This is a genomic window from Mycobacterium sp. NPDC004974 (assembly GCF_053600815.1).
Map to the genome: position 1 here is coordinate 261163 of NZ_JBSGAQ010000003.1, position 19757 is coordinate 280919.

The 19757-nt window shown below is 66.6% G+C and carries 19 protein-coding genes; 9 read left to right on the top strand and 10 right to left on the bottom strand.

What is annotated here, in order from left to right; all coding sequences use genetic code 11:
* The first annotated feature begins 61 nt into the window (after nucleotides 1-61).
* Together ACWEFV_RS09280 and ACWEFV_RS09285 are read left to right on the top strand one after the other, a co-directional pair.
* Complete coding sequence (locus ACWEFV_RS09280) at nucleotides 62-1090, top strand: SGNH/GDSL hydrolase family protein (RefSeq protein ID WP_450069927.1); 1029 nt, start codon at nucleotides 62-64, stop codon at nucleotides 1088-1090.
* A gap of 183 nt (nucleotides 1091-1273) precedes the next feature.
* Complete coding sequence (locus ACWEFV_RS09285) at nucleotides 1274-2599, top strand: acyltransferase family protein (protein WP_450069928.1); 1326 nt, start codon at nucleotides 1274-1276, stop codon at nucleotides 2597-2599.
* 59 nt (nucleotides 2600-2658) lie between these two features.
* Here ACWEFV_RS09285 and ACWEFV_RS09290 read toward each other — a convergent pair whose 3' ends face one another.
* Both ACWEFV_RS09290 and ACWEFV_RS09295 read right to left on the bottom strand, forming a co-directional pair.
* Nucleotides 2659-4104 carry a serine hydrolase domain-containing protein gene (locus ACWEFV_RS09290; RefSeq protein WP_450069929.1) on the bottom strand — a complete coding sequence of 482 codons (1446 nt, stop codon included), beginning with the start codon at nucleotides 4102-4104 and terminating at the stop codon, nucleotides 2659-2661.
* Entirely contained in the window at nucleotides 4104-5522 is a 1419-nt protein-coding gene (locus ACWEFV_RS09295) for an APC family permease (RefSeq protein WP_450069930.1), read from the bottom strand. Before ACWEFV_RS09295 ends, ACWEFV_RS09290 begins: the two co-directional genes overlap by 1 nt.
* A gap of 250 nt (nucleotides 5523-5772) precedes the next feature.
* Between ACWEFV_RS09295 and ACWEFV_RS09300 the strand changes: the two genes are divergently transcribed.
* The gene (locus tag ACWEFV_RS09300; RefSeq protein WP_167857948.1) at nucleotides 5773-6399 is read left to right on the top strand and encodes a TetR/AcrR family transcriptional regulator; all 627 of its coding nucleotides are present in this window, start codon (nucleotides 5773-5775) and stop codon (nucleotides 6397-6399) included.
* Between the two features lie 91 nt (nucleotides 6400-6490).
* Here ACWEFV_RS09300 and ACWEFV_RS09305 read toward each other — a convergent pair whose 3' ends face one another.
* Both ACWEFV_RS09305 and ACWEFV_RS09310 read right to left on the bottom strand, forming a co-directional pair.
* The gene (locus ACWEFV_RS09305; RefSeq protein WP_450069931.1) at nucleotides 6491-6661 is read right to left on the bottom strand and encodes a DUF5302 domain-containing protein; all 171 of its coding nucleotides are present in this window, start codon (nucleotides 6659-6661) and stop codon (nucleotides 6491-6493) included.
* Between the two features lie 62 nt (nucleotides 6662-6723).
* Nucleotides 6724-7167, bottom strand: coding sequence for a PPOX class F420-dependent oxidoreductase (locus ACWEFV_RS09310; protein ID WP_135457417.1), 444 nt, complete (start codon nucleotides 7165-7167; stop codon nucleotides 6724-6726).
* 31 nt (nucleotides 7168-7198) lie between these two features.
* On the opposite strand from ACWEFV_RS09310, the gene ACWEFV_RS09315 reads away from it, so the two are divergent.
* The 3 genes from ACWEFV_RS09315 to ACWEFV_RS09325 are packed head-to-tail and all read left to right on the top strand — an operon-like array spanning nucleotide 7199 to nucleotide 9533.
* Nucleotides 7199-8029: a class I SAM-dependent methyltransferase gene (locus ACWEFV_RS09315; protein WP_450069932.1), complete on the top strand. Its 831-nt coding sequence runs from the start codon at nucleotides 7199-7201 to the stop codon at nucleotides 8027-8029.
* Nucleotides 8030-8043: 14 nt separating this feature from the next.
* Nucleotides 8044-9000 (top strand): alpha/beta hydrolase family protein, encoded by a 957-nt coding sequence (locus tag ACWEFV_RS09320; protein ID WP_450069933.1) that lies wholly within the window; start codon nucleotides 8044-8046, stop codon nucleotides 8998-9000.
* 17 nt (nucleotides 9001-9017) lie between these two features.
* The gene (locus ACWEFV_RS09325) at nucleotides 9018-9533 is read left to right on the top strand and encodes a DUF1697 domain-containing protein (protein WP_450069934.1); all 516 of its coding nucleotides are present in this window, start codon (nucleotides 9018-9020) and stop codon (nucleotides 9531-9533) included.
* A 4-nt stretch (nucleotides 9534-9537) separates the two neighbouring features.
* Here the strand turns inward: ACWEFV_RS09325 and otnI are convergent, their stop codons facing one another.
* The gene (otnI, locus tag ACWEFV_RS09330; protein WP_450069935.1) at nucleotides 9538-10323 is read right to left on the bottom strand and encodes a 2-oxo-tetronate isomerase; all 786 of its coding nucleotides are present in this window, start codon (nucleotides 10321-10323) and stop codon (nucleotides 9538-9540) included.
* An 81-nt stretch (nucleotides 10324-10404) separates the two neighbouring features.
* Between otnI and ACWEFV_RS09335 the strand changes: the two genes are divergently transcribed.
* Complete coding sequence (locus ACWEFV_RS09335) at nucleotides 10405-11238, top strand: class I SAM-dependent methyltransferase (protein WP_450069936.1); 834 nt, start codon at nucleotides 10405-10407, stop codon at nucleotides 11236-11238.
* Nucleotides 11239-11255: 17 nt separating this feature from the next.
* On the opposite strand, the gene ACWEFV_RS09340 is transcribed toward ACWEFV_RS09335, so the two are convergent.
* Together ACWEFV_RS09340 and ACWEFV_RS09345 are read right to left on the bottom strand one after the other, a co-directional pair.
* Nucleotides 11256-14417 carry a bifunctional cytochrome P450/NADPH--P450 reductase gene (locus ACWEFV_RS09340; RefSeq protein WP_450069937.1) on the bottom strand — a complete coding sequence of 1054 codons (3162 nt, stop codon included), beginning with the start codon at nucleotides 14415-14417 and terminating at the stop codon, nucleotides 11256-11258.
* Between the two features lie 45 nt (nucleotides 14418-14462).
* Nucleotides 14463-15971 (bottom strand): flavin-containing monooxygenase, encoded by a 1509-nt coding sequence (locus tag ACWEFV_RS09345; RefSeq protein ID WP_450069938.1) that lies wholly within the window; start codon nucleotides 15969-15971, stop codon nucleotides 14463-14465.
* A gap of 100 nt (nucleotides 15972-16071) precedes the next feature.
* Between ACWEFV_RS09345 and ACWEFV_RS09350 the strand changes: the two genes are divergently transcribed.
* The gene (locus ACWEFV_RS09350) at nucleotides 16072-17301 is read left to right on the top strand and encodes an Rv1453 family transcriptional regulator (protein WP_450069939.1); all 1230 of its coding nucleotides are present in this window, start codon (nucleotides 16072-16074) and stop codon (nucleotides 17299-17301) included.
* A 5-nt stretch (nucleotides 17302-17306) separates the two neighbouring features.
* Here the strand turns inward: ACWEFV_RS09350 and ACWEFV_RS09355 are convergent, their stop codons facing one another.
* A complete protein-coding gene (locus ACWEFV_RS09355; RefSeq protein ID WP_167857949.1) occupies nucleotides 17307-17672 on the bottom strand; it encodes a GntR family transcriptional regulator in 366 nt (121 codons plus the stop codon).
* A gap of 36 nt (nucleotides 17673-17708) precedes the next feature.
* Here ACWEFV_RS09355 and ACWEFV_RS09360 point away from each other — a divergent pair, with 36 nt between their 5' ends.
* Entirely contained in the window at nucleotides 17709-18434 is a 726-nt protein-coding gene (locus ACWEFV_RS09360) for an NAD-dependent deacylase (RefSeq protein ID WP_450069940.1), read from the top strand.
* Here the strand turns inward: ACWEFV_RS09360 and ACWEFV_RS09365 are convergent.
* Both ACWEFV_RS09365 and ACWEFV_RS09370 read right to left on the bottom strand, forming a co-directional pair.
* Nucleotides 18421-19056 carry a class I SAM-dependent methyltransferase gene (locus ACWEFV_RS09365; RefSeq protein WP_450069941.1) on the bottom strand — a complete coding sequence of 212 codons (636 nt, stop codon included), beginning with the start codon at nucleotides 19054-19056 and terminating at the stop codon, nucleotides 18421-18423. The two genes, ACWEFV_RS09360 and ACWEFV_RS09365, sit on opposite strands and share 14 nt — an antisense overlap.
* Nucleotides 19053-19754 (bottom strand): TetR/AcrR family transcriptional regulator, encoded by a 702-nt coding sequence (locus ACWEFV_RS09370; protein ID WP_450069942.1) that lies wholly within the window; start codon nucleotides 19752-19754, stop codon nucleotides 19053-19055. Before ACWEFV_RS09370 ends, ACWEFV_RS09365 begins: the two co-directional genes overlap by 4 nt.
* Nucleotides 19755-19757 lie beyond the last annotated feature (3 nt).

Below are 19757 nucleotides of genomic sequence, written 5' to 3' on the forward strand. Positions count from 1 at the left end.
TGCTCCACCAAGACGGAACTCACACAATGCGTAACCCTCAGCAGCAGTAAAGGAATTCAGAATGCCCATTTCGGTTCGTGTCCAGGCGGCGGTTGCCGCGGCAATGACGGTCAGTGCACTCACGGCGTGCAGTGCCGCCGAGACGCCCGCGGCCAACACCGACGCGGCGGCCAAGTTCCGCGAGGCCGTGTTCTTCGGTGACAGCCTCACCGACCCCGGCGCGTTCGGTCTTCGCTTCACCACCGGCACCGGCATGACGTGGGCCCAACACGTTGCCGAACGCCTCGGCCAATCGACCGAACCGAATGAGCATGTCGCCAGCTACAGCGATGTGTATCAGGGCAAGCCCGGTCTCGAGGGCCCCGGCGGGCTGAACTACGCCCAGGGCGGCGCCCGGGCGAACAGCCCCTATTCGTCGGTGTCGCAGAATCCTGAAGGCACTCCGATTTCCACCGCGGTGCAGCTCCAGCACTTTCTGGATCAACATGGATCCTTCAGCGCGGACCAGCTCGTGACTCTGTACATCGGAACGAATGACGTTGCGTACAACTACGATCTGACCAAGGACCCGGCGCTGGCGCAAACCCTGCGCGACAACCACAGTCCTTCGCCGGAGGTCATGGCCACTGAGCGGGCGCGGGTGCAGAAGGCCGCCCAGGACGAAGCGAAGACCGCCTCGGACATCCTGGCGAACGGCGCGCAGCACCTGGTCGTGTTCAAGCTCGCCGATCTCGCGGTTCTGCCCTGGTTCGAGTCGGACGCGTCACGCAAGTATGTGGGCGAGCTGACCGACGTCTACAACACGAGCCTGGTGAACTCGCTACCGAAGGACCCGAAGATCCAGGTGCTCGACACCGGAGCCTTCATCGACGACCTGTTGACGAATGCCGACACCTACGGATTCACCCACGGGGCCAACGAGGACGCCTGTAAGGAGCCCGGGCAGGACTTCTGCGCTCCCGAGGCCTGGAAGTCCCCGGACGCCGACCGCACCTACGTGTTCGCCGCGGGCGAGCACCTCACCACGCATGCGAACGAGCTGCTGGCTGACTACGTGATGAAGAAGATCGGCGAACACGACGGACAGTAGCCCGGGAAGCTCAAGCGCCCCCGTTACGTTTCAATGGCACATGCCCGACTCCCGGGGGCGCTTCGCTTTCGCCCTCCTCGCCGCCATCCTGGTCGAGGAGGCCCGGCAGAATCGGCCCGCCGAGACGAAGTTAGGTGCTTCTACCTAGGGACTACGCGGCTGCGGGGCCATAGCGTTCTACCCATGACCGTTGCTGCTGACACAGCTTCCAAGAAAGCCCCCGCGAAAGCCGGGCTGTTCCCGTCCCCCGCCGAGGTCGAGGCCCAGACCCCCGCCGGCCGGGACCGCGCCATCGACGTCATCCGGATCGTCTCGTTGGTCGGTGTGGTGTTCGGCCACACCGTGATGGCCACCAGCACGATCCGCGACGACGTGTTCATCTGGAGCAACCTGCTCACGGCATCCACCGTCTTTCAGGCGCTGACCTGGGTGTTCCAGATCATGCCGCTGTTCTTCTTCGCCGGGGTCGCCGCGTCCGTGCAGTCCTGGCGGCCCGGCTCGTCCTGGGGCGGCTGGCTGCTCAAGCGCTGCACCCGGCTGTACCGCCCGGTCTTCTACTACCTGGCCTTCTGGACCGCGACGCTGGCGGTGCTGCGGTTCGTGCTGCCCGAGCACGTCTACGAGCCCATCGCCGGGATCTCCATCCAGCTGCTGTGGTTCCTCGGCGCATATGTCCTGGTGTTGGCGGCGGTGCCACTGCTGGCCCGCATCACCACGACCACGCAGGCGGCCGGCGCGATCATCGGCACGTACGCCTTCATCGCCGTGATCGACGTAGTCCGGATCAACATGGACGGCTACGCCTCGCTGGGCTACCTCAACACCGTGGTGTGGCTGATCCCCGGCGTGTTCGGGGTGGCCTACGGCCGCAACCTGCTGTCCAGTGGCGCCGCCCTCAAGATCGGGCTCGGCATGCTCGGCGTGAATCTGGCCCTGCTGTACTTCGGCCCCTACGAGCTGAGCCTGGTCGGCATCGAGACCCAGCACCTGAAGAACATGACGCCGCCGTCGCTGCTGCTGGCTGGTCACGCAATCATGATGTGTGCGTTCGCGATTGCCGCCGCCCCAGCCATCAACCGGTGGGCGCAGCGGCCCCGGGTGTGGTGGCTGACCGCGATCGGCAACTCCGGGGCGATGACGCTGTACCTGTGGCACATGCCGCTGCTGCTGGGCCTGCACCTGGTGTTCGACTACCTGGGCCTGGACCGCTACGACCCGTCCGCCCCCGGTTTCGTCGCCCTGTCGGTGCTGCAACTGGCATTGATGGCCGGCCTGGTCGCGATCGCGTTCACCGCGCTGCGCCCGCTGGAGAACAACCCGCTGCCGCTGTGGGACGGTGGCGCCGTGGCCCGCACCGGAATCCGCAGTGCGGCGGTGGGGCTGCTGCTCTGCCTGGCCGGCGCGGCCACGCTGACCTCGGTGGCCTGGGGCCTGAAGGACCAGGGTGTGTACTGCGTGGTCGTCATGCTCGCCGCGCTCGTCGCGGCCCGCATGCTCGCCGACGACTGACAACATCGAGACTGCGCACAGATCGCGATTCTGCGGAAACTCGCGACCTGTGCGCAGTTTCAGTCGTTGGGCACGGCGTCCACCGTGAACGTCTGAATGCGAGGCGGATCCGTCGGGGTCAGCGCCAAGGTCACGTCGACCCGTCCGCGCGTACCCGTCATCCGGCAGACCGCCTCGGTCGGTGACCGCACCTCGATCTCGGTCTGGCCGTTGCGCTCGCCCATCGCCTCACGCGCGGCGGTGATCGCGGTGATCCGCTCGGCCAGTGGGATATCGAGGAGCACGTTGCCGGCGAATGCGGGTTCCCGCAGGGCTGACGGATCCGCGATGACACCCTCGACCAGATCGACGGCGGACCGCAGGTGCTCGGTGGCGAACGCCCGGTCGGGACCGGCCTGCCGCTGCCGGAGCAGCGCCTCGAGCGCAGCCCGCGCGGGTACCGCGACGGGGGCATAGGTGCCGTTGGCGAAGGCCATGACCCCCAGCCCACTGGATTGGTGCCAGCCCATGTACGAGCCGAATCCGGGGTAGCCGCCCGGGTGCTGGCTGATGGCTCCCACCGCCGGGTCGGGTTCGACGAACAGACCGTAGCCGTAGCCGGACAGACCCCAGGGAAAGCCCTTGCTCATCAACCGGTTCCGGCCGTCTTCGTCGTCTACGACGTCGAACGGAAGCAGGCGGTGTGACTGCTGCATCTCTCGCCGGGAGGCTCGTGTGAGCACCGCATCGTCACCGTCGTCGCGTGGCGGAAACGCGTCGGCGAGCCAAGCGACCCACTTCGCGATGTCCGTCGCGGTGCTGAGCAGCCCCCCGATGGCGGAGAAACTTCCTGGCGCGGTGAACGTCTGCGGTTCCCACTCACCGTTCGGGGTCGGCCGGTAGCCCTGTGCCAGCCGCCCCGCCGGAACAGTGCGGTAGTCGTAGGTGGTGTCTGCCAGACCCAGCGGCAGCAGTAGCTCACTGGTCACGTAATCGATGAACCGCCCGCCGGTGACGGCCTCCAGAAGGCGGCCGAGGAGCGCGTACCCGAGATTGGAGTAGGCAAAGGCGGTGCCGGGTGCATACGCGCCCCACACCGGGCGGCGCAACAGGTCGTCGAAATCGGCCTGCGTCATCTCCTCCTGCCGGTCGGCCCAGGGATCATCACTGGGCAGCCCGCTGCTCATCGTCAGGCAGTGGCGCACGGTAATTCTCGGCGAGTCGGCGGTGAGCCCGGAAAGACCTGTGGCCCAGGGAAGGTAGTCGATCACGGGGGCATCGAGACCGAGGGATCCACGGTCACGCAACTGCAGGATCGCGGCCGCCGTGAAGCTCTTCGACATCGATGCGATACGGAAGAACCGATCCGCCGCCGGGACAGCACCGGTTACGCAATCGGTGACGCCGCACCCGGTGAAGTGCGCCACCTTGCCGTCCGCGAGCACTGCGATCTGCAGTCCCGGCGCCCGCCCACTGCGGTGGAACTCAGTAGCGATGTCATCGACCACCGCGAAATCCAACTGCATCAGGCCATCTCCGCTTCCATTTCGCGACGGTCCTCGTCCGGTGGCGCCAGCATCAAGAAGTGGGTTTCACCACGCGGACGCAGGTAGAAGATGTAGTAGACCAGGGCAAGCACAACACACGCGCCTGCCACGACGAGGTCCGCGCGAACCTGTTGGCTCAGCACGGCGATCGACATGATGATCGCGACGATCGGCCACAGCGGCCACAACGGCATCCGGTACGGGCGGTCCAGCTCAGGGTTGCGGAGCCGGCTCACCAGCGCCGATGTCGCGACGAGGATGAACTCCACGGCCAGTAGTGCTCCGGTCCATGTGGTCAGCGTGGCCACATCCGAGCACAAGATCATCACCGCCCCGCCGATCCCGACCAGAATCGTTGCCAGCCAAGGTGTTCCGTACTTCGGATGTACCACGGCCAGCGCCCGGCTGATGGCGCCCGGCCACGCCATGTCCCGGCCGGTGCTGTACAGGATCCGCGCGTAGTACGGCATGAGGGCGATGACGGCGTTGAGCACGGCCACCGCGATACCGAGGCTGATCACGGTGTTGAAGGTGTCGCCGCCGATCGCGGTCAGGACGTACTGCCACGGATTGTCCGAGTTCGACAGCTCTGAGAGGGAGGGGGCGGCGAGGGTGGCGGCAGCCACCGGGAAAACCTCGCAGGCGACGGCGACGCCGAGGGCGATGAAGACGGCGCGGGCGACGTTGCGGCGGGCGCCGACGGTTTCCTCGGAGAAGATCAGTGCGCCCTGAAAGCCGTTGTAGGCGAAGCTGCCGACCGCGATGCCCGCCACCAGTGCGCTGAGTGTGAGCGGGCTGGCGATGCCCTGAGCGTCGAAGACCTCAGGCCGCAGCAGGGTGCTCAATGGCCGCTGCACGTTGATGAATCCGAACACTGCTACCAGGACGACCGCCAAGATTTCCACGACGAGCAGGACGGTCACCGCGATCGCGTTGAGCCGGACGCCGAACAGCGCGATTACCGCACCGCCGATGATGATCACGGCCCCGAGAATGTTCGCGTCCACGTTGACGATGACCCGTAGGTACTCCGCCATCCCCAGCGCGACGACGGCCGGGATGAGCACGGCCTGCACGGGCCCGGTGATGAACATCGAGACGAATCCGGGGGCACGCCCCAGAATGCGTGCGATGAATGTGTAGTCGCCACCGGCGATCGGATAGGCGGCACCCAATTCCGCCCAGCAGTAGGCCAGCGACAGGCCGAGGACTGCGGCGATGCAGAACGTCAACGCTGCGCCGGTGCCGTTCAGCCCGAAGAGCACGGGGGCGATGATGAACGCGCCGGTCGCCGGGGTTGTCGCGGAGATGACCAGCGACGAGTTCTCCCACAGACTGAGGTCGCGTTTCAGTTCTTGCTTGTAGGCCCTGGGACTGCCGGGCTGCGTTTGGCTCATGCGGCGCCTTTCTCATGGCCACCTGGGGGGCTCACCGACGGTGTCGGCGGTCCGGCCATACGAGCCGGACGGTGTGATCTTGGCGATACTTCCGAGCTGTGTCAACAGCGATGACAACTGCGATGTCTGCAATGTTGACTCCGCTTGCACAGATCCGGCTGTTCCACGTGCGATGCTGTGGACCGTGGACCGCAGTCGACGAGCCCAGGGATCGCCCACCCGTAGCAACACTGTTCGGCTGGACCGCGCCGTGATCCTCCGAGCGGCTCAGGAGATCTGCGACCGCGACGGCTTGAGCGCACTCACTTTGCGGCGGCTCGGCAACGAACTCGGCGTCGACGCCACTGCCATGTACCGGCATTTCCGGGACAAGGCCGAGCTGATCTCGGCGCTGATCGACGACCTGTTCCGGCTGGAGGTGGACGAGCCGGACCCCCAGGGGCACTGGCGTGACAATCTCCGCAAGCTGATGATCCAGTGGTGGCAGATCTACCGCCGGCATGAAGGCCTGGCCGCGGCGATGGCCGGTCAGCCCGACGACGAGCCGCAGCTGTTCCACCTCACCGAATGGACTGTCCGTGAGCTGATCCGGGCCGGAGTCGACGAGGGCGAACTCGGCCTTTACCACCAGACCATTTACAACCACACCGTCGGAAACGGCTTGGTCGCAGCTTTGTCGCCCTGGCTGACCGACACCGAGCTACGCGACGAACAGCGCAGGCACTACGCCGCGCTCGATCCCCGCCGCTTTCCATCGTCGGCCAGCGTTGCTCCGACGATCTACCCGGACACCACCGAGGTCTTCGAGTTCAGTGTGGAAGTCCTGCTCGACGCCATCGAGAAACGCGGCCAGCTCGTTGCCCGGCAACGTGATTGAGGAGCGTCGACACCCCGCACAACGCGCCGAGACTGCGCACAGATCGCGATTCCGAGAGAAATCGCGATCTGTGCGCAGTCTCGTATGCGGACTATCCGCTCTTGCGGCGAAATTCGCGGCGGTTCTCCACCGGGCCGTGTGCCCGCGGTTGGCTGCGGCCGCCGTCCTTGTGCGCCGCGCCTCCCGCCGACTGCGCCTTCTTGCGCTCCAGGGCCTCCCGGAATTTGCGCTTGTTGTCGTCTTCCGGTTTGTCGTCAGCCATACGCGGCAGCGTAGCCCGATTCCGATGCCGTAGTCACGCGCATTAGCGCCTCAGGCGGGCCCTTACCGCCGGCCCGGCGGCATCCCGTACACGTGCGTGATCGGCAGCGTCAGCAACACACGGCGATCATCGACCATGGCGCGCCGGTAATCGTCCCAATCCGGATGTTCACCGGCGATGTTGCGGTACAACGCAATAAGCCCCTCGACTGTGTCGTCGTCGGGCGCAGCAGCCGGCGGGGTGAGGATGGCGTCCCCTTCGGCGACCGCATAGGACCAGCCGTCATCGGAGCTGACATGGATGGACGCACGCGGATCCCGCCGCAGATTGCGGGTCTTGGCGCGCGGTTCGGTGATCGACACCTGGATCTGCACCGCGCGCGGATCGAAGTAGTAGGAAACATTGGACAGCTGCGGACGACCGTCCTGCTTGATCGTCGCAAGAACTCCCATCGAGTTGCCGCCGATCAAGGCCAGAAGCTTGTCGTCGAAAACCTGACGCCCCATGTGACGAGCGTACGTCTTTACCATCGGTTCGATGAGTGTGATTGACGGCAACACCCTCGACGGCGTCTCGGCGACCACGTTGTGGACCCTGAGCAATCGAGGCAGCGAGGCCAAGCGTTCCGACGGCGTGATCCGTGACCCGTGGGCGGTGGCACTGCTCGACACGATCGACTTCGAATACGGCAAGTTCGGCAGGCACATGCAGGCCCATGCCCTGCGGGCCCGCGCATTCGACCTCGAGACCCGCGACTACCTCACGACGCACCCGAAGGCCTCCGTGGTGGCGCTGGCCGAGGGCCTGCAGACCAGTTTCTGGCGGCTCGATCAGGCCGGGGTGGCCGACGAATTGACCTGGTATTCGGTCGATCTACCGCCGGTCATGGCGATCCGGGAACGCCTGCTGCCCCATGATGACCGGATCGTGGCACTGGCTCAGTCGGCGCTCGACCGCAGTTGGATGGATCGGGTCGACGCAGGCGACGGCGTGTTCATCACCGCCGAGGGTCTGCTGATGTACCTGGAACCCGACGATGTGCGCAGCCTGATCGCCGACTGCGCGGCACGGTTTCCCGGCGCCCGGATGATGTTCGACTCGATTCCGCACTGGGCGAGCCGCCGCACCATCAAGGGTTTGCATCTGTCCGACCGCTACATCGCGCCGCCGATGCCGTTCGCCCTCACTGCCGACGAGGGCCTGGCCATGGCCGGGACGGGACCGGGCGCCGTCGCCGGGGTGCGGTCGGCCCGCGACGTGGCGATGCCGCCGGGACGCGGCCTGTTCAAGCTGGCCGCCCAGTCATGGCTGGACCGTATCGGCCCGATCCACCGCAACCGGCCGTCCATCACGGTGCTGGACTTCTGACCGGCCGGGACGATATGGCTCTACTGAACCGCCGCCTGCTGACGGTGCTCGCCGCGATGCTGATCATCGCGGTCACGCCGTCGTGCGCGACGGAGGCGCGAACTACCGAGATTGCGGTGGTGCCCGAAGTGCTCACACTGCGCACGGTGACCGTCACCCGGTTCCACTACCTGTCCGACGGACACGCGGGCGGCCGATACCCCGACCAGAACTGGGCGGACCTGTATCTGCCGTCCGGAGCGCAGGCGTTCAATTCGCTCCCCCTGGTGGTGCTCATCCACGGCGGCGGGTGGAAGAGCACGATGGGTGCCGGAGTGTTCGACGGCTTGGCCCGCGAACTCGCCCGCCACGGCCTGGCCGTCTACAACATCGAGTACCGCCGGGTCGGATCGGGCGGTGGGTGGCCGACCACTTTCGACGATGTGGCTCGCGCCATGGACTACGTCCCCCAGGTGACCCTGCAGTACCCGCAACTGGCCGTCGACGATGCCCTCGTCGTCGGCCACAGTGCGGGAGCTCAGTTGGCGGTGTGGGCCAGCACCCGGCACGACTTGCCCGATGACGAGGTCGGATCCCGTCCGCTCTTCCGGCCGACCCGGGTCATCTCGCTGGCCGGTCCGCTCGACATGGTGTACGCCGCCAACCACGGTGACAGGCACATCGCCGCGGTGCTCGGCGGCCGCCCCGCCGAGGTGCCGCAGCGGTACGCCTCGGTCGACCCGATCCAGAATCTCGACCCGAAGGTGCCGGTGATCGCGATCCACGGAACACTCGACACCGTTGTGGCACCGGCTAATTCGCAGCGCTACGTGGCAGCGCTCAAGAAACGCGGCGGTCGGGCCAGCGTCGAACTGCTGCCCGGCGAGAACCACACGTCGATCATGTCGCCGCGCTCTCCCGCCTTCCGCCGTGTGCTGCACCTCATCACGGCCACTTCGAAGGCCGAACTGGACCAACCGCCGGTGAAATGACTGGTTAGGCTGGAGCCGTGACCCGCTACATCGCGTTCTTGCGTGGCGTCAACGTCGGAGGCGTCAACCTCAAGATGGCCGAGGTGGCGAAGGCCATGGAGGCAGCCGGGTTCACCGAGGTTCGGACCATCCTGGCTAGCGGAAATGTCTTGCTGGACAGCTCATCCAAGGCCGCGAAGGTCCGAAGCACGGCCGAGCGTGCACTACGGGACACCTTCGGCTACGAGGCGTGGGTGTTGGTGTACGACCTGGCCACCTTGCAGAAGATCTCCGAGGGATACCCGTTCGAGCGGGAGGTCGCCGACCACCACTCCTACGTCACGTTCGTCAGTGACGCCGAGTTGCTCGACGAGCTCGCAGCCCTGTCCCCAAGCGACGGCGAGAAGGTGCAGCGCGGTGACGGCGTGCTCTATTGGCAGGTGCGTCGGGCCGCCACGCTGGACAGCGCCATCGGCAAGACCATGGGCAAGAAGCGCTACAAATCCTCGACGACGACACGAAACCTCCGCACGCTGGACAAGGTGTTGCGCTGACGCGTCACCCGCGCGCGCTTCGCATCCACCCCAGTCCCGCACTGGTGCCCGCGGCGGGGTGATACTCACAGCCCACCCAGCCCTCGAAACCGGTCTCGTCGATGACCGCCAGCAGGTAGTCGATCGCCAGCTCGCCGCTGTCCGGCTCGTGCCGGTCGGGAACGCCGGCGATCTGCAGATGCGCCACCCGGCCGGTCGGAATGTCCGACCGCAGCCGGACCGTCACGTCGCCTTCGCTGATCTGACAGTGATAGAGGTCCAGTTGCACCTTGAGGTTGGGCGCCGCGATCTCGTCCACCATCCGGTGGGCGTCGTCCTGCAGGCTCAGCAGGTAGCCGGGCATATCGCGCTGGTTGATCGGTTCGATCAGCACGTCGACGCCACGGCCCCCAGCCTGCTCGGCGGCCCAGGCGAGGTTGCCGCGGTACACCGCCCACCGGTCCGCGCGGTCGACATGGGTCGGGACAAGGCCGGCCATCACATGCACCCGTGGGCAGTCCAGGGTCTCGGCATAGTTCAGTGCACGCTGGAACCCGTCACGGAACTCGGCCTCGCGACCGGGAAGCGAGGCGACGCCGCGTTCCCCGGACTCGAAATCTCCCGGTGGCGCGTTGAACAGCACCTGACGCAGGCCGTTGGCGTCGAGTCGCCCGCGCAGTTGGTCTGCCGGGTAGGCGTATGGGAAGAGATACTCGACCGCCGTGAAACCGTCGGCGGCCGCCGCGGCGAACCGGTCGAGAAAAGCGTGCTCGACGTACATCATGGAGAGGTTGGCCGCGAAGCGAGGCACGGCAGACTCCTTCCCGATCGGATGAACAGCGGTTTTCGACCTCATGCCATCATGCGCTCGGGCTTCGGTACATTCGTGCCAATGACGGGTACCTCACGCAAGGTGAGCGGTAACGCGCTCACCGGCGTCTCCGAGACCGCACTGATGACGCTGCAGGTGCGCGCTCACGAAGCGCGCCGCCCCGACGGTCTGATCGACGATCCCATGGCGGTGCAACTGGTCGACTCGATCGATTTCGACTTCGCCAAGTTCGGCTACACCCGCCGCCAGGACATGGCCCTGCGGTCGTTGCTGTTCGACCGGACGACCGGCCACTACCTGCGCGACCATCCGCGGGCCACCGTGGTGGCGCTGGCCGAAGGACTGCAGACCAGCTTCTACCGGCTCGACGCTGCCGACCTCGGACATGAGTTCCGTTGGTTGTCAGTCGATCTGGAACCGATGATCGAGCTTCGCAACAAACTGCTGCCGAAGCCCGACCGGGTCACCCAGTGCGCGCAGTCGGCACTGGACTTCAGCTGGATGGACCATGTCGACACCGGCGACGGTGTCTTCATCACCGCCGAGGGACTGCTGATGTACCTGCAGCCCGAGGAGGCCATGTCGTTGATCCGTGCCTGCGCTCAACGCTTTCCGGGCGGACAGATGATCTTCGATCTGCCGCCGGCGTCCTTCGCGTTCCTGACCCGCAGAGGGATGCGGACCTCGATGCGCTATCGGGTGCCGCCCATGCCGTTCAGCCTGTCCCCCACGCAGCTGGCCGACCTGGTCAACACCGTCCCCGGGGTGCGCGCAGTGCGCGACCTGCCGATGCCGCCGGGCCGCGGCAGGGTGTTCAACGCCCTGTTGCAGGCGCAGCACCTGCCGATCTTCGACCCGGTCCGCCCGGTGGTGGGACTGCTGGAGTTCGGTTGAACCACCGGATCAGGCGACTATTGGGCCCACACGTCCTCGACATAGCGATCTGAACTCACCAGGCCGGTAAGCCAGTGCGCGGCAGCGTCGTCGTCGGCCCCGGTGTAGCGGCGGTAGATGTCGCGGAAGGCGCCGCGCACTGCGGGAGCCATCCGGGCTCCGTCGCCACACACGTACACGTGGCCGTAGATGCCCGGGTCGCCCAGTATCGCCCAGACCTCGTCGGCGTCGGCAGTGATGCGATCCTGCACGTACCGGACCTCGTCTTGGGGCCGCCGCGAGAAGGCCGGGCGCATCCGCACCACGCCCGCACGTTCAGCCGCCTCGAATTCTTCGCGGAAAAGGTAGTCGACATCCGGGTGACGCACGCCGAAGAAGCACAATGCCGATGTGAACGGGGCGCCCGCGGCCTGCGCCGCCAGCCGGTCACCGATGAATCCCCGGAACGGCGCGACACCGGTACCGGCGCCGACCAGGATGACGTTCTTCGCCGGCTCGGCACCGGCGCGGAACGCCTGCCGTGCGGTGTCGACGCGCATCCGGATCTGTTGTCCCGGTACTGCATCGGCGAGATAGCTCGACGACAGCCCGCGGAAGACGCCGTATCCGGAGCGGGCCGGTCCCTCCAAGACGCTGACCACCAGTTCGACCTCGCGCGGCGATCGGCGCGCCGAGGAGGCGATGGAGTAGTGCCGGGGCGCCATCGGCTCGAACAACTCCAGCAGTTCGGCGCGTGACAGCTCGGTCGCCGCGTACTCGGCCAGGCATTCGGTGACGCTCAGGGCACGGGTCTCGGGTTGCTCGGCCAGTTCGGTCAAAGCCGCACGCTCCGGTGGACACGGGTTGGCCGCCGCCAGCCGCAGCAGCTGACTGCGGCTGGCCGGCTTGCGGAGCTCGATGAAATGGGTCAGCAGTTCGCGCACGCTGACTTCACGGTCGATGGCGATGGCACGCCGGGTGCTGCGCCGCGGATTCACCGAGATCCGGCGGTCGAGACGCAGCTCCAACAGTTCGGCGACCTCGTCGATGACCTCGGGGCTGTTGTCGGGCAGGACCGTGACGTGATCACCAGTCTGGTATACGAGGTCATCGGGAAGCGCTATCCGGATGAGCCGCTTGGCATTTCCCATCTGTTCGTCGGAGTTGACGAGGGCCACGTTGTCCAGCACGGTGGCCGGCTGCACCTCGAAACGTGCATCGATGGCCGACGTCACCGGCCCGTCGATGGCGCGCAGCTCGTACAGGGATTCGCCGGCGGTACTGTCGGCCGGGGCCTGCACGCCGTCGGTGGGGGCCAGGGCGTCCCACAGGGCCGCGGAGAAATCTTCGACGGTCCCGGCGAAGTCTCCCGACGTATCGGCTTCCCCGCGTGGAATCACCGGTGGGCCAACAAGTTCCGAGAGGCGCTGGTCAAGACGCTTGGGGATGGTCTGGTAGGTCTCGGCCCAGTTCCGGTCTCCGACGCCGAGTATGGCGTACGGGATGGCCGGCTGCGATGGTGTGCCCGGGTCGTCCAGCCATTCGACGAAATGCCGCGCATCGTCGGTGGGTTGCCCGTTGTAGGACGCGGCGATCACCACCAGCGCCCCCTCGGTGGGCAGTGCCCCTGCGGCCGTGTCGAGGGCCGCCACGGTGGTCTGATAGCCCAGGTCGGTGGCCTCGTCGGCCAGCTGCTGTGCCAGCGCCCGGCAATTGCCCAGGTTCGAGCCGTGCAGCACAGTCACTTTCGAACCCGGCGCCGCCAATGCGCGCGGCCGTGCCGCCGACGCCGCCTCCGGGGTCGCCGCCGCGGTGTGCCGGCGCTCCGGCGCTGTCCGGCGCACCAGGTCGAGGTGGAATCCGACCGGCTTGCGCAGCAGATCGCTGTGCGTGCGGAGCTGGTAGTGCTCAACGTCGAGGAACCGGTACCGGTGCACCAGGGTGGCCAGCGCCATCGTCGCCTCGTGCAAGGCGAACTGACGGCCGATGCAGGACCGGGCGCCGGTGCCGAACGGTTTGAACAGGTTGACCGGCCGCCCGGCAGCCTGCTCGACCCCGAACCGGTCCGGGTCGAAGATGTCGACGTTGTCACCCCATTCGGGCTGCCGGTGCAGGGCCGACGTCGTCACCGTGACGACCTCACCCTTGCGTACCGGATATTTGCCTCCGATGACGGTGTCCGCCAATGCCATTCGATCGAACTCGCGGACCGGCGGAGACAGGCGCAGCGTTTCGTCGATGATCTGGCGGACGTAGGTGAGCTTGCCGATCTCGTCGAATGCGGGCACATGGTCGTCGGCCGGTCCGAACACGGTGTCCACCTCGAGGCAGGCCCGGTGCAGCACCGCGGGGTTCTTGACGATGCTGTACAGCGCGGTCGGCATCAGCGTCGACGTGGTGTCCTGCCCGGCGATCAGGAAGGTCAGGATCTGGTTGCGAATGCTGTCGTGGCCCAGACGGGGCGTGCCGTCGGCACCGGGCTCAAGCATCAGCGCGAGCAGGTCGTCCAGATCGACCGCACCCGCGCGGTGACCGGCGATCAACTCGTCGATGAAGGCGTAGAGGTTGTCACGTTCGGCGGCGAAGACCGCCCGGTCACCACCGCCGGGGGCCAGGATCTGCTCCAGCGCGGCCGCGAAGCTGGCCGGGATGTCGGCCAGTCCGTCGTGGTGATACGAGTCGAACCGCGCACCGAATCCGGCCAGACCCACGGTGTCCATGGCCAGCTTCGCCAGGTCCCCCGCGACATCAACCAACCGCGGCCCGACCGCTCCGGCGGTTTCATCCCACAACGCGATGAGCTGGCGGTTGATGTCGAGCATGGCCGGGTGGTAGCTGCGCAGCCCACTGAAGCTGAACCCTGGCATCAGGACGTCATGGGCCTGCTGCCAACCGTCTTCGCCGGGGTACGACGTGAACAGGCCGTTGCCGACCAGGGTCCGGAAGCGGTCCAGCCGGACCGTGATGCCCTTGGCGAATCGCGCCTCGTCGCACAGTTCGTCGACCAACGACAAGGAACACGCATAGAGCCGCCGGCTGCCGGTGAAATCGGCGTAGAACAGGGGCCCGTACTGTTCGGCGAGCACGTCCGCGGGTAGCGCGTAGGGCCGGCCGGCAACCGGCCCCGGCGGCAGTTCCAGACCCACCGCCGAGGGGACATCGTCGATGTCCGGCGGTAGCGCCGGTGAGAACGTCTCCATGGCGCGAGCTTAGCCACGCGAGATGAACTGTCCCTGGGAATCAATTCAGAGAACGGGCTGAGGCGCCCGGTCTGAATTCTCAGCCGTGCGCCGCGTCCCGAACCGCAGAGCCGAGTCGTCGACGGGACCGTTACGCAGCGTCTCGGCGTCCAGCGTGTAGTTCATCGTCATCTGCCACGGTCCGTCGACGCCCTGGCGGGGAATCTCGTCCAGCGAACGCTGCACGTATCCGGCGCCGAATTCCAGGAGCGGGCGGGTCCGGCCCCCGGCGAACTCCGGGCGGACGGTGTCAAAACCGTTGTCGTCCATGTGCTTCAGCAGCCGGCAGAAGTGTTCGCACAGCAGTCCGACCTTGAGCGTCCAGGACGAGTTCGTGTAGCCGAAGGCGAAGGCGAAGTTCGGCACACCCGAGAGCATGATGCCCTTGTATGCCACGGTATCGGCGAGGTCCACCGGTTCGCCGTCTACCGTCAACGACATCCCGCCGAACAGCTGGATGTTGAGACCCGTTGCGGTGACGATGATGTCGGCGTCGAGCTCACGGCCGGACTCCAGCAGGATGCCGTTCTCGGTGAACGTCGCGATGCGGTCGGTGACCACCGAGGCGCTGCCGTTGCTGATGGCCTTGAACAGGTCGCCGTCGGGCACCGCGCACAGCCTCTGGTCCCACGGGTTGTAGCGGGGGCTGAAGTGCTCGTCCACCGGATACCCGTCGGGCAGCTTGGCGGCGTTGATCCACCGGATCACGGCCCGGGCAGCCTTCGGGTACTTCTGGCACAGCGTGTAGACGGTGCGCTGTTTGATGACGTTCTTGCGCCGGGCCAGGGCGTAACCGTGGTCATCGCCCAACAGCCGCCTGGCGGTGTTGGCGAAGCTGTCCTTGGCCGGGACGGGAAGCACGTAGGTGGGCGAGCGCTGCAGCATCGTCACGTGCCCGGCCGTCGGCGCCATCGACGGTACGAGGGTCACCGCGGTGGCACCGCTGCCGATCACGACGACCTTCTTGCCGGTGTAGTCGAGATCCTCTGGCCAGTGCTGGGGGTGCACGATGCGCCCGGTGAACCGGTCCTTCCCCTCGAAGTGCGGGGCATAGCCCTGGTCGTAGCGGTAATACCCCCCACCGCAGAACAGCCAGCTCGCCGAAATCTGCACGAGTTCCGGATCGGACCCGTCACCGTCGGTCCGCTCCACGTCCACGGTCCAGGTGGCCTGCGCTGAATCCCAGGCCGCGCCGAGCACCTTGTGGTGGAACCGGATGCGGCGGTCGATCCCGTTCTCCGAGACCGTCTCACGCAGGTAGGCCAGGATCTTGTCGGCAGTGGCGATGGCATGCTCGTCGCGCCACGGCTTGAACTCGTATCCGAAAGTGTGGAGGTCGGAGTCCGACCGAATTCCCGGATAGCGGAACAGGTCCCAGGTGCCGCCGGTGGCGCCGCGGGCCTCCAGGATCGTGTAGCTGCGCCCCGGATGTTCGCGCTGAAGGTAGTAGGCAGCACCGATGCCGGAAATACCGGCGCCGATGATGAGTACGTCGACGTGTTCGGTGTGGTTCATGTCTCAATGGTCGCGGCCGACCGCGTGTCCCCCAAGGTCGGAAGTGCCAAACATCACCCATACCATGGTGCACTTTGCACCACCGCTCTACGCTGGGGTGATGGCGTGGCAGCCACCGTCACCACGGGTGCAGGACCTGATCCGGCAATGCGCACAGATCGTGCTCAATCCCCGCCCGGACTGGCTCGACGAATTCGACTCCGCCGTCCTGGCGGCCAGTCCGACCGTCGCGTCCGACCCCGAGCTCGCCGCCGCAGTCGTCCGCAGCAACCACGCCAACCTGTTCTTCTGGGGCTCGGCGAATGTGCGCGATCCGGGCGCCCCGGTACCGCCGAACACCGGACCGGAGCCGCTGAGCATCGCACGGGAACTGGTGCGCCGCGGCGTCAACGAGTTTCCCCTCGATGCATACCGGGTCGGTGAGGGCGTTGCGTGGCGTCGCCTCATGGAGATCGCCTTCGAGCTCACGTCCGACCCCGCCGAACTGCACGAGATGCTGGACGTGTGTTCGCAGTCCATCAGCTCGTTCGTCGACGCCACACTGGCCGGGATCGCCACCCAGATCGACCTGGAACGCGACGACCTGACCCGCGGCACCCACGCCGAGCGGCGCGAGACGGTCGCGCTCCTGCTCGAGGGCGCCCCGATCCCCCGGCAGCGCGCCGAGGCACGCCTGGGCCACGCGCTGACCGGAACCCACACCGCGGCCGTGATCTGGAGCGAAGACTCGGCGGGCGACCTGTCCGGATTGGACCGCGCCGCCGATGCATTCGGCCAGGACTGCGGCGATCCGCGGCCGTTGAGCGTGCTGGCCAGCACCGCCACCCGATGGGTGTGGGCGGCGGGTAACGCCGACATCCAGCACGACTTCCAGGCGCTGACCCGCGCCGCCGCAGAGCTGGACGGCGTCCGGATCGCCATCGGCCCGGCCGCCGACGGCCTGGATGGCTTCCGGCGCAGCCATTTCGATGCGATCACCACGCAGCAGATGATGGCCCGGCTGCACTCCACGCAACAGATTGCGCGGTTCAGCGACGTCGAGCTGGTCGCGCTGATCACCGCCGACCCCGACCGGACCGCCGAGTTCGTCAGCCACAACCTGGGCGCATTCGAGACCGCCGATACCGAATTACGGGAAACAGTAAGGATATTCGTCAACGAACAGTGCAATGCCAGCCGCGCCGCGGCGCGGCTGTACCTGCATCGCAATACGCTGCTGCGCCGACTGGCCCGCGCTGACGAGCTCCTGCCCCGTCCACTGACCGAGAACAGCGTCGCAGTCGCCGTCGCACTGGATGTGGTGCGGTGGCACGGCAACCGGACCGGGTGAGCCGATCAATCGAATGCGGTATCCAGATAACGCAGGGCGTCGGCCTTGCCGATCCCCAGCGCGCGGGCGGCCTCGGCGAACGAGTGCGCAGCAGCGGCCATCGCGGCATCGGCCGGATCCGCACGTGCGACGAATGTGCCGTACCGCCCGCGGGTCTCCAAGACCCCAGCCGACTCCAGCTCGCGATAAGCCCTGGCCACGGTGTTCACCGCCAGCCCGACCTTCCCCGCCAGTTCGCGCACCGTTGGCAGCCGGGTACCCGGCTGCAGCCGCCCCTGCCTGATTCCATCAATGATCTGGATCCGAAGTTGATCGAACAGCGGCTTATCCGCGCTCGAATCAACCAGCACCCAATCCCCCAACTCACCCACATGCCCAGTATCACCCAAACCGACTACGTTGGTGATGTGCAAGTGACTGTGCTGTCCGGTGCCGGAATCTCGGCGGAAAGCGGTGTGCCGACGTTCCGCGACGTCGAGACGGGCCTGTGGGCACAGGTGGACCCATATGAGATTTCCAGCATCGAAGGCTGGCAGCGGCATCCCGAGAAGGTCTGGGCCTGGTATCTGTGGCGCCACTACATGATGGCCCACGTGCAACCCAATGACGGACATCTGGCCGTGGCCGCCTGGCAGGACTTCGCCGACGTACACGTCATCACCCAGAATGTCGACAACCTGCACGAGCGCGCCGGTAGCACCAACGTCTACCACCTGCACGGCAACCTGTTCGAGTTCCGTTGCGATGCTTGCGGTTCGAGGTTCGAGGGTGACCTTCCCGCGATGCCGGAGCCGGTCGAGACGATCGAACCCCCGGTGTGCCCGTGCGGCGGCCTGATTCGGCCGAGTGTCGTGTGGTTCGGCGAGCCGTTGCCCGACGACGCCTGGCAGCGGTCGGTACAGGCGGTCGGCAATGCCGATGTGGTGATCGTGGTGGGCACCAGTTCGGTCGTCTATCCCGCGGCAGGTCTGCCCGAGGCCGCCATCGCCGCGGGCACCGTTGTGGTCGAGATCAACCCCGAGCGCACCCCGCTGTCCGACGGCGCGACGATCTCACTGCGCGAGACCGCGGCGGGTTCCCTGCCGAACCTGCTGCAGCGGTTGCCCAAGCTGCTGGGCTCTAGGCAGGCCTGACCGCACGGCCGATGGCGAACTCCGTCACCGGTAGCGGCACCCAGACCGGCATCGCCAATTCACGGTGCGCCACCGCGACCTCGAATCCGCTGCCGGCGATGGCCTGCTCGGTGTGCCGATGGGTATGGCAGTTTCCGAACAACCGCGGCCACACCGTGGCATCGGCCACGCGCTGCATCCCGGCCCGCCATCCATTGCCCGCGACATGCTCCAGATAACGAAGCTCGCCGCCCGGACGAAGCAGCGAAAATAGCTGGCGGAGAACAGTATCCGGTTGATCGATGGAGCACAGCACCAATGAGCAGACGACGGCGTCGAACGGTTCGGCGCTGCTGAACTTCTCGGCGGTGTCGCTGGTTACGGTCACCGGGACCGGGGCGTTGGCCGCCGCGCTGCGGGCCACCACCGCAAGGTGACGTTCAGGCTCGATGGCGACCACCTCGGTCACCGTCGAGGGATAGAAGGCAAAGTTGGTCCCGGTTCCCGCTCCGATCTCCAGGACCCGGCCACTGAGCCCGGCGAGGTTCTCGCCCCGCAGCCGCCGTAGCGCCTTCGGCTCCGAACTCGACAACGTCTTCCACACCCGGGCGAAGAAAGGATTGTCCACGGTCCGGTCAGTCACGGTCGTCCTCCATCGGCGTAGTCACTGGCAAATCCCTTCAGCCGGGCGATGGTCTCGGCGGGCTCGAGGTCGGTTCCGATCATCCCCGAGACGATCTGGCCGGTGCACACCGCCCGCAGCACGCGGTCGGTGAACTCCTCGACATCTCCCCACGGCAGATACGGTTTGGAGATGAGAACGGCGGCCACGCCGTGCGCCGCGGTCCACAATTCCAGCGCCAGCATCGTGGCGTCGCCGGGCGGGTACACACCCTCGGCGATCAGCGCTTCCATCGCAGCGCGCATGTGCTGAAAGGCCGAGCTGTTGAGTGTGGTGTCGACGTCGCTGCCGGGTCTGCCCTCACCCATCGTCGCCAGCCGGTACAACTCCGGCGTGCGCCTGGCGAAGTTCACATATGCGTGGCCCTGGGCATGCAGCACCTCGATCGTGGAGGAATGATCTGCAGCCGCCCGCTGCATCTCCTCATCGAGCTTCTCGAAGTACCGTGAGCACACCGCGTCCAGCAGTGTGTCCTTGTCGGCGAAATGCAGGTAGATCGACGGCGGAGTGACCCCGACCCGCTGGGCCACCGACCGGATCGACACCGCCTTGGCGTGACCCGTCTCCAACAACAATTCGGTTGTGGCATCAAGGATCTGGTCACGAAGCAACTCACCGGAACCCCGCGGAGCGCGGCGCCTCTTACGAGGTTGGATCATCAC

Coding starts and splice junctions, on each gene's coding strand:
- ACWEFV_RS09280 (WP_450069927.1), top strand. CDS start 62: ATGCCCATTTCGGTTCGTGTCCAGGCGGCGGTTGCCGCGGCAATGACG.
- ACWEFV_RS09285 (WP_450069928.1), top strand. CDS start 1,274: ATGACCGTTGCTGCTGACACAGCTTCCAAGAAAGCCCCCGCGAAAGCC.
- ACWEFV_RS09290 (WP_450069929.1), bottom strand. CDS start 4,104: ATGCAGTTGGATTTCGCGGTGGTCGATGACATCGCTACTGAGTTCCAC.
- ACWEFV_RS09295 (WP_450069930.1), bottom strand. CDS start 5,522: ATGAGCCAAACGCAGCCCGGCAGTCCCAGGGCCTACAAGCAAGAACTG.
- ACWEFV_RS09305 (WP_450069931.1), bottom strand. CDS start 6,661: ATGGCTGACGACAAACCGGAAGACGACAACAAGCGCAAATTCCGGGAG.
- ACWEFV_RS09310 (WP_135457417.1), bottom strand. CDS start 7,167: ATGGGGCGTCAGGTTTTCGACGACAAGCTTCTGGCCTTGATCGGCGGC.
- ACWEFV_RS09315 (WP_450069932.1), top strand. CDS start 7,199: ATGAGTGTGATTGACGGCAACACCCTCGACGGCGTCTCGGCGACCACG.
- ACWEFV_RS09320 (WP_450069933.1), top strand. CDS start 8,044: ATGGCTCTACTGAACCGCCGCCTGCTGACGGTGCTCGCCGCGATGCTG.
- ACWEFV_RS09335 (WP_450069936.1), top strand. CDS start 10,405: ATGACGGGTACCTCACGCAAGGTGAGCGGTAACGCGCTCACCGGCGTC.
- ACWEFV_RS09340 (WP_450069937.1), bottom strand. CDS start 14,417: ATGGAGACGTTCTCACCGGCGCTACCGCCGGACATCGACGATGTCCCC.
- ACWEFV_RS09345 (WP_450069938.1), bottom strand. CDS start 15,971: ATGAACCACACCGAACACGTCGACGTACTCATCATCGGCGCCGGTATT.
- ACWEFV_RS09350 (WP_450069939.1), top strand. CDS start 16,072: ATGGCGTGGCAGCCACCGTCACCACGGGTGCAGGACCTGATCCGGCAA.
- ACWEFV_RS09370 (WP_450069942.1), bottom strand. CDS start 19,754: ATGATCCAACCTCGTAAGAGGCGCCGCGCTCCGCGGGGTTCCGGTGAG.